Source organism: Citrobacter sp. RHB35-C17, assembly GCF_013816795.1.
GTDB lineage: Bacteria > Pseudomonadota > Gammaproteobacteria > Enterobacterales > Enterobacteriaceae > Citrobacter_A > Citrobacter_A amalonaticus.
The window spans coordinates 3,371,385-3,384,942 of sequence record NZ_CP057150.1 but is presented as its reverse complement, the minus strand read 5'-3'; the positions used below and the strand labels follow the sequence as shown (position 1 = coordinate 3,384,942).

Here is a 13,558-nt window from a genome sequence, read left to right as displayed (position 1 = left end):
CAAAAATCGCGTCTGTTGTCTGATGATTTTTAAAATGAGGCTTTAAACATGGTACCTGTGGTCGCGCTTGTCGGGCGCCCTAACGTCGGAAAATCCACGTTATTTAACCGTCTAACTCGCACCCGAGATGCGCTGGTGGCGGATTTCCCGGGTCTGACTCGTGACCGTAAGTACGGTCGTGCGGAGATTGAAGGCCGTGAGTTTATCTGCATTGATACCGGCGGGATTGATGGCACCGAAGATGGCGTAGAAACCCGTATGGCGGAACAGTCGCTACTGGCAATTGAAGAGGCGGATGTGGTGCTGTTCATGGTGGATGCGCGCGCTGGCCTGATGCCTGCCGATGAAGCGATCGCCCAGCATTTACGCTCTCGTGAAAAACCGACGTTCCTGGTCGCCAACAAAACGGACGGACTCGATCCGGATCAGGCTATCGTTGATTTCTACTCGCTGGGCCTGGGTGAAATCCATCCGATCGCTGCGTCTCATGGCCGTGGCGTGCTCAGTCTGCTGGAACACGTTCTGCTGCCGTGGATGGACGATGCCGCGCCGCAGGAAGAGGTGGACGAAGACGCCGAATACTGGGCACAGTTTGAAGCTGACGAGAACGGTGAAGAAGAGCCTGAAGATGACTTCAATCCGCAGGATCTGCCGATTAAGCTGGCGATTGTCGGTCGTCCGAACGTCGGTAAGTCCACACTGACTAACCGTATTCTGGGTGAAGACCGCGTGGTCGTTTATGATATGCCGGGCACTACGCGTGACAGTATTTATATCCCGATGGAACGTGATGAGCGCGAATACGTGCTGATCGATACCGCCGGGGTACGTAAACGCGGGAAAATCACCGATGCGGTAGAAAAATTCTCCGTTATCAAGACGTTGCAGGCGATTGAAGACGCTAACGTGGTGTTGCTGGTGATTGATGCCCGCGAAGGTATCTCTGACCAGGATTTGTCGCTGCTGGGCTTTATCCTCAATAGTGGGCGCTCACTTGTCATCGTAGTGAACAAGTGGGACGGCCTGACGCAGGAAGTGAAAGAGCAGGTGAAAGAGACGCTGGACTTCCGTCTGGGCTTTATCGATTTTGCGCGTGTGCATTTTATCTCTGCGTTGCATGGCAGCGGTGTCGGCAACCTGTTTGAATCCGTCCGCGAAGCCTATGACAGCTCCACCCGTCGCGTTAGCACGGCGATGCTGACCCGAATCATGACGATGGCGGTTGAAGATCATCAGCCACCGCTGGTCCGTGGTCGTCGCGTGAAACTGAAATATGCTCATGCCGGAGGCTATAACCCGCCGATTGTGGTGATTCACGGTAACCAGGTCAAAGACCTGCCGGATTCCTATAAGCGCTACCTGATGAACTACTTCCGTAAATCGCTGGAAGTGATGGGGACGCCGATCCGTATTCAGTTTAAAGAGGGCGAGAACCCGTATGCCAACAAGCGCAATACGCTGACCCCGACTCAGATGCGCAAGCGTAAACGTCTGATTAAGCACATCAAAAAAAGCAAATAATTCATTACGCCCTCTCCCGGCGGGGAGGGCACCATCAACAGGAATATGAGGAGGAAGTGTGGAACTCATTTGTCCCGTTTGTCAGCATCCGCTCGATCGTCATGGCGATAACGCACATTGTGAAACCTGTCAGACAGACTTTAGCGTAGAAGCGCGTTGCCCGGACTGTCATCAGCCGCTCCAGGTTTTAAAAGCCTGCGGCGCAGTCGATTATTTCTGTCACAACGGTCACGGACTGATTTCGAAAAAACGCGTTGAGTTTGTGCTGTCGCAGGATTAATCGCAGATACAGGCTTCGCCCTTTTGCCAAAGATCGACCAGTGAGGCTGGCGCATCGTTTTCCGGTACCAGTACGATGATGTCGGTAACGCCTGCCTGATTATGCTGTGTCCAGATGATCTGTATGCGAAAGTAGCGCTGGTCGCCGCGACCCGGCGATCCCGTCTGTCCCGGAGGCATACCGACGGTCAGGCTCTGCCGGAGAATGTCGGCCACGCGCTGACGCTGAACAGTCGATAAGGTCGACAGCGCAATTTTGCGCTGCCGGGCCAGTTTGGGCATAAACGCGACGCCACCTTCCCGGGCCAGTTCTACCACGGCGTCATCAGTTAATTCTGGGATCTCCATTCACATCACTCCTGTGGCTTTCCAGGCCGCTTCTATCGCCTTCGCCGTTTCCGCGCCGCTGCGCTTGTCGCCGTGATAAACGGTTAAGCGGGCAAAATCAATGAAGTCTGCATCCTGTGCCAGTTGCCGATCGCAGACCGTATCATACCAGGCATAACCTGCTTTTTCCCATGCGTAGCCGCCGAGCGCGGTGGCTGCCAGATAAAACGCCCGGTTCGGGATGCCAGAGTTAAGATGAACACCGCCATTGTCTTCGCGTGTCTTAATGAAGTCCCGCATATGCGCAGGTTGCGGGTCTTTCCCGAGCAACGGGTCGTCATAGGCTGTGCCCGGCGCTGACATGGAGCGCAATCCCTTACCATTAATGCCGTCCGCCAGCAATCCTTGCCCGATAAGCCAGTCAGCCTGATCGGCGGTTTGTTTGAAATGATACTGTTTAACCAACGCGCCAAATACATCGGAAACCGATTCGTTGAGCGCCCCGGCCTGTTCAAAGTAAATCAACCCTGCTTCTGATTCGGTAATCCCGTGTGCCAGCTCATGAGCCACGACATCAATGGCAATCGTAAATCGATTAAATATCTCACCATCGCCGTCGCCAAAGACCATCTGCTGACCGTTCCAGAACGCATTCTGGTATTCATGCCCGTAATGCACGGTCCCGGTGAGAATTAAGCCTTTGTTATCCAGCGAGTCGCGGCGCCAGTTTTTCCAGAAAAAGTCATGCGTGACACCGAGGTAATCATAGGCTTCGTCCACTGCAACATCCCCGTTTGGGGGATGGCCTTCATAGCGCACCTGCGTGCCAGGTAATTCCTGCCTGTTTTTCGCATCGTAGATATCACGCTCAAGTTGACCGGGTTGGTTCACATGCGGCGCCGCTGGTTTTCCGGGCATGTGCGCCATCAGGGTTTGTACATGAGTCAGCGTCTGGCGTGCGCACTGTTGCTGCATCGCCGAACCGCTTTCAATAATGCGTCGCAGGATATAGGGCGGGATCACACTGTAAGCATGGTACATAAGGCTCTCCTGAGTCTGGCAAAGCCGAAAAAGTAAGCATGTTAAGTGTAAATCATAGGAGCAAACCTGCAGGAAAGTCGGACAAATCAGCGCTGCTGAAAGTAGCGCAACTGACTATCAGGGTTTACGTTTTTAACGACGCATAACGTGAGGGGAGCAATGAATAAACATGTCGCGTTGGGGATGACGGGTTTCTCACTGATTGCTGTGACTTACGGAATGGCGCGATTTTCATGGGGAATCATGCTGCCTGATATCAGTCAGGCGATTCCCTTCACGCCAGAAGTTGCCGGGATAATTGCGGCCTGCAGCTATGTTGCCTACTGTTTATCCGTTTTTTTGGCCTCCTTTCTGACGGATCGCTTTGGTCCACGACTCCCGGCCGTTCTGGCGGGGATCTCCGCAGCAATTGGATTAGTTATCCTGGCGTTGGCGTATTCCCCTCTTATTCTGGCGACAGGTCTTTTTATCGCCGGGCTCAGCTCCGGGCTGGCCTCACCGTCCCTTGCCGCAGCGGTGAGTAAGCGAATCTCAGCGGAACGGCAAACCCAGGTAAATACCCTTATCAACGCTGGAACGAGTGGGGGGATCATCCTGTCGGTTCTGGTGTTACGGGTTATGTCGGGCAACTGGCGCTTGGCATGCATCGTCTTTGCAGTCATGGCGCTATTTTGCCTGTTTGCAGTACTGCGTACGTTGCCAAGGGAACGTGCGGAACAACTCCGATCGCCGCCGCGCTGGCGCGTTGTCCTTGCGAAATCGGGGATGTTTCGCATGCTGGTGATAGCCTTTGTTAGCGGTGTCGCCAGCGCGGCATGGTGGAGTTTTGGCCCCGAATTGCTGCAGCGCCATACCGGGCTGGACAGTGCCATCACCCATATGCTGTGGCTGGTCAGCGGTGGTGCAGGAATTGCCGCTGTATTTACCGGAAGTGCGGCAAAGCGTATCGGTATGCGCGGGGTTTACTGTTGCTCGCTGCTGTTTATGGCGGTTTCGCTAGTGTCCCTGGCGCTAAGCCACGGTTTCGCCTGGTGGCTGTTTCCGGTGGCGGCGTTAAACGGGGCGGGATATGTCATTTTATCCGGTGTGCTGTTGGTGCGGGGCGCCGCGCTGGCGGAGCCTTCACCAGCGGCGGGCGTCAGTCTGGCTTTCCTGATGCTGGCCGTTGGGCAAATTGTTGGCTCAGTGGCATTTGGTCAGCTTTATGGCGCGATTGGCGCGGCGGGGGCACTGGTTGTTTTTTCTGGGCTGTCGGGGGCATTGCTGTTCATTTCACCTGAAGACGAACGCTAGCCTGATGTCAGGCTTTTTTTCGCGCGCGTTTTTTCACCGGCGTTATGCTTTTGACTTCACTTTCTACCCAGCCGTCTTCCAGCCGGGTCGTCATCACATCACCGGCTTTCACTTGTGTCACTTTTTTCAGCACTTTGCCGTCGGTGGCCGTAGAGACGCTGTAACCACGCGCCAGGGTCGAGAGTGGGCTGACCGCTTCCAGGTGGGTAACTGCGTTGCCAAAGCGTTCCCGCGTGGCGCTCAGACGGGAACGCACATTCTCCGCCAGACGATATTCCAGTTGCTGAATGCGGGTTTGCGCACGATGAATGCGTGGCTGCGGATTTTGCTGGTTCAGGCGTTGCAGCAGACGGGATTGCCGCTGGCTGGTGCGCTTCAACTGGCCGTCGATGGCCACGTTCATACGCTGATTCAACCTCTCCAGTGCCGTCTGCTGACGAGCGAGACGCAACTGCGGATGTTGCTGTTGCAGGCGATGATAAATCTGAGTGAATCGACGACTGCGGTTCGCCAGAAAGTAATCCATCGCCATGCCGAGACGCTGCTGTGCAGACAGGATCTGACGCAGCAACTCCTGCTGATTGCGGCTGACCATTTCAGCGGCGGCCGAAGGCGTCGGCGCACGCAGGTCGGCAATAAAATCGGCAATGGTGACGTCCGTTTCATGGCCGACGGCGCTGACTACCGGAATCGCGCTGGCAAAAATAGCCCGTGCGACACGCTCGTCGTTAAAACTCCATAAATCTTCCAGCGAACCGCCGCCGCGACCGACGATCAGGACATCACACTCCTGGCGCGCATTCGCCAGTTCGATTGCACGGACAATCTGCCCCGGTGCGTCGTCACCCTGGACGGCGGTCGGATAGATGATAACCGGTAAAGAGGGATCGCGACGTTTCAGAACATGGAGAATATCGTGCAGTGCGGCCCCGGTTTTCGAGGTAATCACCCCCACGCAGTGGGCGGGAGAGGGAAGTGACTGCTTATGCTGCTGATCAAAAAGCCCTTCAGCCTGCAGTTTAGCTTTTAACTGTTCATACTTTTGCTGGAGCAGACCTTCACCGGCAGGCTGCATGCTTTCGACGATAATCTGATAGTCGCCGCGCGGCTCGTACAGGGTGATATTGGCGCGAACCAAAACCTGCTGGCCGTGCTGGGGGCGAAAGGTCACCCGACGATTGCTGTTGCGGAACATGGCACAGCGAACCTGTGCCGTGTCATCTTTTAGCGTGAAGTACCAGTGCCCCGATGACGGCTGTGAGAAATTGGAAATCTCGCCGCTGATCCAGACCTGTCCCATTTCCTGTTCTAACAGCAGACGAACCGTCTGATTAAGGCGGCTAACAGTAAAAATTGCGGAGGTCTGAGAGGATAACATGTGAGCGGGATCAAATTCTAAATCAGCAGGTTATTCAATCGATAGTAACCCGCCTGAGCAGGAGCGCAAGCATTATTTGCAAAAAAGTGTGGATGCAACCGATTACGCTCTGTATAATGCCACGGCAATATTTATCCACCCCCAGGTTAGAGATATTGCCCATGCTACGTATTGCTAAAGAAGCTTTGACGTTTGACGACGTCCTCCTCGTTCCCGCTCATTCCACCGTTCTGCCGAATACTGCTGACCTCAGCACGCAGTTGACGAAAACGATTCGTCTGAACATTCCTATGCTCTCCGCAGCGATGGATACCGTGACTGAAGCGCGCCTCGCGATTGCACTGGCACAGGAAGGTGGCATTGGTTTTATCCACAAAAACATGTCGATTGAGCGTCAGGCAGAAGAAGTCCGCCGCGTGAAAAAACATGAATCTGGCGTAGTAACTGACCCGCAAACCGTTCTGCCGACGACTACCCTGCGTGAAGTGAAAGAACTGACTGAACGCAATGGCTTTGCAGGTTATCCTGTCGTGACCGAAGACAATGAGCTGGTTGGGATCATCACCGGTCGTGACGTGCGTTTTGTCACCGATTTGAGCCAACCGGTCAGCGTTTACATGACGCCGAAAGAGCGTCTGGTCACCGTTCGCGAAGGCGAAGCGCGTGACGTCGTGCTGGCAAAAATGCACGAGAAACGCGTCGAGAAAGCGCTGGTTGTTGATGACAGCTTCCATCTGCTCGGCATGATCACCGTAAAAGATTTCCAGAAAGCTGAACGTAAGCCGAACTCCTGTAAAGATGAGCATGGCCGTCTGCGCGTTGGCGCTGCGGTTGGCGCAGGCGCTGGCAACGAAGAGCGTGTTGATGCGCTGGTCGCGGCAGGTGTTGACGTGCTGCTGATTGATTCTTCTCACGGCCATTCTGAAGGTGTTTTACAGCGCATTCGTGAAACTCGTGCGAAATACCCGGATCTGCAAATCATTGGCGGTAACGTGGCGACCGGCGCGGGGGCTCGTGCCCTGGCGGAAGCGGGCGTGAGCGCGGTGAAAGTGGGTATTGGCCCTGGCTCCATCTGTACCACTCGTATCGTGACTGGCGTGGGTGTGCCGCAGATCACCGCAGTGTCTGATGCTGTTGAAGCGCTGGAAGGGATGGGGATTCCCGTTATCGCTGACGGCGGTATCCGTTTCTCTGGCGATATCGCCAAAGCCATCGCGGCTGGCGCAAGCGCGGTGATGGTGGGGTCCATGCTGGCGGGCACGGAAGAATCCCCGGGTGAAATCGAACTTTACCAGGGCCGTTCCTACAAATCCTACCGCGGCATGGGCTCTCTGGGCGCAATGTCCAAAGGCTCTTCTGACCGTTACTTCCAGAGCGATAACGCCGCAGACAAACTGGTGCCGGAAGGTATCGAAGGCCGCGTTGCCTATAAAGGCCGCCTGAAAGAGATTATTCACCAGCAGATGGGCGGCCTGCGCTCCTGTATGGGGCTGACCGGCTGTGGTACTATCGACGAATTGCGTACTAAAGCGGAATTCGTACGTATCAGTGGTGCGGGTATTCAGGAAAGCCACGTTCACGACGTGACCATCACCAAAGAGTCCCCGAATTACCGTATGGGCTCCTGATAAGTTTCCGCGCCCGGTTTTAACCGGGCGTTTTGTTATTGTTTCACTTGCCTCGGAATTAGCGTCAATGACAGACAATATTCACAAGCATCGCATTCTCATCCTTGATTTCGGATCGCAGTACACACAACTGGTTGCACGTCGCGTACGTGAACTGGGCGTTTACTGTGAACTGTGGGCGTGGGATGTAACTGAAGCACAGATTCGCGAGTTTAATCCTAGCGGCATCATTCTTTCCGGTGGCCCGGAAAGCACCACGGAAGCAAACAGCCCACGTGCACCGCAATACGTTTTCGAAGCCGGCGTTCCGGTCTTCGGCGTGTGCTACGGCATGCAGACGATGGCGATGCAGTTGGGCGGTCATGTTGAAGGGGCGACTGAGCGTGAATTCGGCTACGCGCAGGTTGAAGTTGTAACCGACAGCGCGCTGGTTCGCGGTATCGAAGACTCCCTGACAGCTGACGGCAAACCGCTGTTGGATGTGTGGATGAGCCACGGCGATAAAGTGACGGCAATCCCGTCCGACTTCGTCACCGTTGCCAGCACCGAAAGCTGCCCGTTTGCCATTATGGCGAACGAAGAAAAACGCTTCTACGGCGTTCAGTTCCACCCGGAAGTGACCCATACCCGTCAGGGGATGCGTATGCTGGAGCGTTTTGTCCGCGATATCTGCCAGTGTGAAGCGCTGTGGACGCCGGCAAAAATCATCGACGACGCCGTTGAGCGTATCCGCCAGCAGGTTGGCGATGACAAAGTGATCCTCGGCCTTTCCGGTGGCGTGGACTCTTCCGTCACGGCGATGCTGCTGCACCGTGCGATTGGTAAAAACCTGACCTGTGTCTTCGTCGATAATGGTCTGCTGCGTCTGAATGAAGCCGGGCAGGTGATGGATATGTTCGGTGATCACTTTGGTCTGAACATTGTTCATGTTCCGGCTGAAGATCGTTTCCTGACCGCGCTGAAAGGCGAGAACGATCCGGAAGCGAAACGTAAGATCATTGGCCGCGTTTTTGTTGAAGTCTTCGACGAAGAAGCGCTGAAGCTGGAAGATGTGAAATGGCTGGCGCAGGGCACCATCTATCCAGACGTTATCGAATCTGCCGCTTCTGCGACCGGTAAAGCGCATGTCATCAAATCTCACCATAACGTAGGTGGTCTGCCTAAAGAGATGAAGATGGGTCTGGTTGAGCCGCTGAAAGAGCTGTTCAAAGACGAAGTGCGTAAAATTGGTCTGGAACTGGGCCTGCCGTACGATATGCTCTACCGTCACCCGTTCCCGGGCCCAGGTCTGGGCGTGCGCGTGCTGGGTGAAGTGAAGAAAGAATATTGCGACCTGCTGCGTCGTGCGGACGCTATCTTCATTGAAGAACTGCACAAAGCCGACCTGTACAACAAAGTGAGTCAGGCGTTCACCGTGTTCCTGCCGGTTCGCTCTGTTGGCGTGATGGGCGATGGCCGTAAATACGACTGGGTGGTTTCTCTGCGTGCGGTTGAAACTATCGACTTCATGACCGCGCATTGGGCACACCTGCCGTATGACTTCCTGGGCCGTGTGTCTAACCGCATCATCAACGAAGTGAACGGCATTTCCCGCGTCGTGTATGACATCAGCGGTAAGCCGCCAGCTACGATCGAGTGGGAATAATATCCCCACACGTCACTGACGTATAATCGACAAAACCCTCTGTTTAGACAGGGGGTTTTTGTTTTATTTGGGCGTATAAAAGACCAAATGGCGTCTGTCTGAAATAACAGGATTAACGTTGAGCAGGCGTTTCGACAGAAAGAGTAGACTGTTGCGCGTCTTTTTTGTCCTGATGATGATGCCAGGCGCCGATAGAAGAGTAGACAAAACGTCCAAAAAAGAAGATAAAGCTGATAAGCAATACGATACGGGTCATGCGACTGTTAAATCGATGTCGTTTTCGCATACTGGTTGCCTGACTCACAAAAGGTTCCTTAAGGGATGCCCATACGGGCGATAGATACATTAAGGCACACTGTGTCAGGCGGGTCAATTCTTGATTATGTAAAATTGCGTCAGTTGAATCATATCTCGTTGTTATGAAGAATAATGATATTATTTACATTAATAATATGAGAATGATAACACCGTGAAATAAAGGTAATAATTGGTTAATGGGGACGGAATTATTTGATATACGTCAAAAATAACTTCCCGTTGATAACTAAAATCTGTGCGACATGTATGGTGAGTTTTTCATCTTAATTTTGACGTCAGGTGGGATGCCTGTCTGATTCACCCCTTAAGGATCCAGGGGTTCCGCTGAGCGTCTATGCGACTGAATAAAACTTATATTGCAATCAGAGATAAGTGGTGGGGACTGCCTCTGATTTTGCCTTCCCTGTTTTTACCGCTCGTGAGCCATACGAATACCTATGCGCATGTGGCCACCGGGGATGTCATCCTTTTCTACTTACCGTTATCACTCATGATGAGCCTGATGATTTTTTTCGGTTGGGCGGCATTACCCGGTATTGTTCTGGCGGTTTTTATTCGCAAATATCCGCAGGTAGGTCTGGCGGAAACATTGCCTGTTATTGCGCATTTTCTTATTGCTGTCGTGCCCAGTTGGGGCGGTTACCGTGTTTTTACGCCCCGACGTAACAACATCTCGCATGGTGACGCGCAGCTGGTCTTCCCCCGCATTTTTTGGCAAGTTTTTTGCCCCGCAACGCTATTTCTGGTGCTTTTCCAGTTCGCAGCCTTTGTGGGGTTGTATGAAAGCAAGTTGAGCTTAATGGGGGGAACACCATTTAACATCAACGCATTAATAAACTACCAGGGTATTCTGGTGGGCAATTTGATTGGTGTACCGCTCTTCTACTTTATTATTCGCGTTATTCGTAACCCGCTACATTTACGCGGCTATTATTCACAATTAAAGTTACAGTTTGATGCCAAGGCCTCGCAAAAAGAGATCATTATTTGGTTGCTGGTATTGTCCGCTTTAATGTCTTTGCTTTGTATGCCACTGAATGAAAATAGTTCCATATTCAGCACGAACTATACTATGTCGTTATTACTCCCGGTTATGTTATGGGGAGCGATGCGTTATGGCTATCGATTCATATCACTGCTATGGGCGCCAGTTTTAATTATTGCGATCCATAATTACAGAAGCTATACGCCCTATTATTCAGGTTACGATGTACAACTGGCGATTACCTCTTCCAGTTTCCTGGTTTTTTCTTTTATTGTGAATTACATGGCGGTGCTGGCGACACGTCAGCGGATTGTGAGCAGTCGTGCCCGACGGCTTGCGTTTCTTGATCCGGTTGTCCATCTTCCCAATCTTCGTGCGCTCAACCGCGCGCTGAGAAATACGCCCTGGTCTGCGTTGTGCTTTCTGCGCGTTCCTGAACTCGAGTTTCTCGTGAAAAATTACGGAATAATGCTGCGTATCCAGTACAAGCAACAGCTCTCCCACTGGATTGCCGAAAAGTTGGGTCCTGATGAGCATGTTTACCAAATGTCCGGGCCTGACCTGCTGCTACGCTTAAATACAGAGTCACATCAGCAACGCATTGACGATCTGGATGAGCATATCAAGATGTTCCGGTTTGTCTGGGATGGCATGACGTTCCAGCCACAGGTGGGGATGAGCTATTGCTATGTGCGTTCCCCGGTAAATCACATTTACCTGTTGCTGGGGGAGTTGAGCACGACGGCTGAGCTGTCCATCATGACCAACACGCCGGAAAATTTAGAGCGTAGTGGTGCGATGAACATGCAGCGTAATCTGCGAGACAAAGTCGCAATGATGAACCGGTTACAGCATGCGCTGGAGCATGACCGTTTTTGTCTGATGGCGCAGCCAATCGAAGGGCTTCGCGGCGATGTTTATCATGAGATTTTACTGCGATTGCTGGATGAGGACGGCGGCATGATCAACCCTGATGCCTTCCTGCCCGTCGCGCATGAGTTTGGTCTCTCCTCGAGAATTGATCTCTGGGTTATCGAACACACGTTACGCTTTATGGCGGAGAATCGTGCGCAGATGCCTGCCCGTCGCTTTGCGCTTAACCTGTCGGCGTCCTCGGTCTGTCGGGCCAGGTTTGCGCAGGATATCAGCAAACTGCTGAGCAAATACCAGATCGAAGCCTGGCAATTGATATTTGAAGTGACAGAAAGTCAGGCGCTGATGAATGCCGGACAGGCGGAGGTAACGCTGCAAAACCTGCAACAACTGGGCTGCCAAATCGCTATTGATGACTTCGGTACGGGTTACGCCAGTTATGCAAGGCTGAAAAACGTTAACGCCAATATTCTGAAGATTGACGGTAGTTTCATCCGCAATATCGTTTCGAATAGCCTCGACTATCAGATTGTGGCCTCAATCTGTCATCTGGCGCGTATGAAGAAAATGCAGGTGGTCGCTGAATTTGTCGAAAGCGAGGAGATTCGCCATGCCGCGATCTCTCTGGGGATTGACTATATGCAGGGATATTTAATCGGGGTGCCGCAGCCGTTAAGCGACACGCTGAAAGAGCAGGTGCCAGTGACTGGCACCTGAGTGTGCTTCACGCGGCGATTTCCGGTGAGCGTTCTTCTTCAATTTTCAGACGCCAGCCGGTCACCGCTTCCCAGTATTGCTGTTCTTTTTCCAGATCGAGCAAAACCAGCGCGTTCTGGCTGAACCAGTCGTGAGGGAAACGCAGGGTCCAGTGGTTGTCATCGGTGATGAGCGTCAGCGTAGGCGGTGTGGTCGTGGCCTGGCGCTGGTTGTTCAGCAGTACGCCAAGACGCAATAGCTGAATGAGCGGCAGGAACTGCTTCTTCTTAAACAGCGTAAAACGGGGGAGATCGTCCAGCTTCACCGCCTTACGATGGTAGCGAACCAGCGTGGCCATCATGGTTTGCTGCTCCTGATTAAAACCAGGCAAATCGCTGTTTTGCAGGATATACGCCGAGTGACGGTGCAGGCCGCTGTGATTAATGTTCAGTCCAACCTCATGCAACATCGCTGCCCATTTCAGCAACGCTTCAAGCTGCGGATGCGCCAGCTTCGGCTGCTGCGTTTGCCATTGGTCATACATCTGCATCGTGGTTTCCAGCACGCGTCGCGCCTGTTCGCTGTCGATATTGTACTGATTCGCCAGGCTGCTGGCGGTGCGACTGCGGACATCCTGATGGCGGAAGCGACCTTCCATTTCGTACAGCACGCCTTCGCGCAGCGCACCATCGGAAAGGCGTAACTCGCGGATCGCCAGCGCATCAAAGACACCGCATAAAATCGCCAGACCTGGAACAAAGACCGCTTTTCGCTCTTCAGATAACCCCGGCAGGCTTAGCGACTCGAAACTGCGGTGTTGCAGCAGTTCAGCTACCAGTCGATCCAGACGTTCTGGGGTGATGAACCCGTCTTTCTCGCCCATTTCTAAGAGTACTTCGTGCGCGGCTTTGATGGTGCCAGAGGCCCCCAGCGCAACGTTCCAGCCCTGAATACGGAATTGCCAGGTCAGGGTTTCAAGCTTCTGCGCCGCCGCCATTCTGGCACGCTGGAAGTTTTCCTTGCTGATGACGCCGCCGGGGAAATAGATCTGGGCAAAACTGACGCAACCCATACGACGGCTTTCAACCAGCTTCGGTTCGAAGTTTTCGCCAATGACCAGCTCCGTCGAGCCGCCGCCAATGTCGATGACCAGCTTGCGGCCTTTTTCCGGTTGCGTATGTTCTACGCCCATAAAGATCAGACGCGCTTCTTCATTACCGGAAATGATCTCGATCGGATAGGGGATAACCTTTTCCGCTCGTTTGAGAAAATCGGTGGCGTTTTGCGCCTGACGAAGCGTATGGGTACCGACAATACACACGCTGGAGGGGGCGAACCCCTGAAGACGTTCAGCAAACAGTGACAGGCAGCTTAGCCCGCGCTCCATTGCCTCTTCGCTCAGCATGTTGTCTTCGCCGAGACCATCCGCCAGATGCACGCGCTGTTTCAGGCGACCGATAATCTGCATGGCGCCATCCACCACACGGGCAATCACCATGTGAAAACTGTTTGAACCGAGGTCGACCGCCGCAAACTCCTGCGGTCGTGGGGTCTTATCATGTATTGGCATAGCG

Annotated in this window: 11 protein-coding genes; 6 read left to right on the top strand and 5 right to left on the bottom strand. The window is 53.4% G+C overall.

Annotated features, from left to right (window positions below; all coding sequences use genetic code 11):
• Positions 1-48: 48 nt before the first annotated feature.
• Together der and HVZ37_RS16210 are read left to right on the top strand one after the other, a co-directional pair.
• Positions 49-1,521 carry a ribosome biogenesis GTPase Der gene (gene der / locus HVZ37_RS16215; protein ID WP_042999836.1) on the top strand — a complete coding sequence of 491 codons (1,473 nt, stop codon included), beginning with the start codon at positions 49-51 and terminating at the stop codon, positions 1,519-1,521.
• Between the two features lie 58 nt (positions 1,522-1,579).
• The gene (locus HVZ37_RS16210) at positions 1,580-1,801 is read left to right on the top strand and encodes a zinc ribbon domain-containing protein (RefSeq protein WP_042999837.1); all 222 of its coding nucleotides are present in this window, start codon (positions 1,580-1,582) and stop codon (positions 1,799-1,801) included.
• Here the strand turns inward: HVZ37_RS16210 and HVZ37_RS16205 are convergent.
• Both HVZ37_RS16205 and HVZ37_RS16200 read right to left on the bottom strand, forming a co-directional pair.
• Positions 1,798-2,148, bottom strand: coding sequence for a protealysin inhibitor emfourin (locus HVZ37_RS16205; RefSeq protein WP_042999838.1), 351 nt, complete (start codon positions 2,146-2,148; stop codon positions 1,798-1,800). The genes HVZ37_RS16210 and HVZ37_RS16205 overlap by 4 nt on opposite strands.
• A complete protein-coding gene (locus tag HVZ37_RS16200; RefSeq protein WP_181627731.1) occupies positions 2,149-3,168 on the bottom strand; it encodes a M4 family metallopeptidase in 1,020 nt (339 codons plus the stop codon). It lies immediately after the preceding gene.
• A 159-nt stretch (positions 3,169-3,327) separates the two neighbouring features.
• Here HVZ37_RS16200 and HVZ37_RS16195 point away from each other — a divergent pair, with 159 nt between their 5' ends.
• A complete protein-coding gene (locus HVZ37_RS16195; RefSeq protein ID WP_181627730.1) occupies positions 3,328-4,461 on the top strand; it encodes an MFS transporter in 1,134 nt (377 codons plus the stop codon).
• Positions 4,462-4,468: 7 nt separating this feature from the next.
• Here HVZ37_RS16195 and xseA read toward each other — a convergent pair whose 3' ends face one another.
• Positions 4,469-5,839 (bottom strand): exodeoxyribonuclease VII large subunit, encoded by a 1,371-nt coding sequence (gene xseA / locus HVZ37_RS16190; protein ID WP_044328040.1) that lies wholly within the window; start codon positions 5,837-5,839, stop codon positions 4,469-4,471.
• 161 nt (positions 5,840-6,000) lie between these two features.
• Between xseA and guaB the strand changes: the two genes are divergently transcribed.
• The gene (gene guaB, locus HVZ37_RS16185; protein WP_042999842.1) at positions 6,001-7,467 is read left to right on the top strand and encodes an IMP dehydrogenase; all 1,467 of its coding nucleotides are present in this window, start codon (positions 6,001-6,003) and stop codon (positions 7,465-7,467) included.
• Between the two features lie 67 nt (positions 7,468-7,534).
• A complete protein-coding gene (gene guaA / locus HVZ37_RS16180; protein WP_181627729.1) occupies positions 7,535-9,112 on the top strand; it encodes a glutamine-hydrolyzing GMP synthase in 1,578 nt (525 codons plus the stop codon).
• Positions 9,113-9,224: 112 nt separating this feature from the next.
• Here the strand turns inward: guaA and HVZ37_RS16175 are convergent, their stop codons facing one another.
• Positions 9,225-9,416, bottom strand: a complete 192-nt coding sequence (locus HVZ37_RS16175; RefSeq protein WP_042999844.1) for a YfgG family protein — start codon at positions 9,414-9,416, stop codon at positions 9,225-9,227.
• A 348-nt stretch (positions 9,417-9,764) separates the two neighbouring features.
• On the opposite strand from HVZ37_RS16175, the gene HVZ37_RS16170 reads away from it, so the two are divergent.
• Complete coding sequence (locus HVZ37_RS16170; RefSeq protein WP_181627728.1) at positions 9,765-12,005, top strand: sensor domain-containing phosphodiesterase; 2,241 nt, start codon at positions 9,765-9,767, stop codon at positions 12,003-12,005.
• Positions 12,006-12,012: 7 nt separating this feature from the next.
• On the opposite strand, the gene ppx is transcribed toward HVZ37_RS16170, so the two are convergent.
• The gene (gene ppx, locus HVZ37_RS16165) at positions 12,013-13,554 is read right to left on the bottom strand and encodes an exopolyphosphatase (RefSeq protein WP_044264875.1); all 1,542 of its coding nucleotides are present in this window, start codon (positions 13,552-13,554) and stop codon (positions 12,013-12,015) included.
• Between the last annotated feature and the right edge of the window lie 4 nt (positions 13,555-13,558).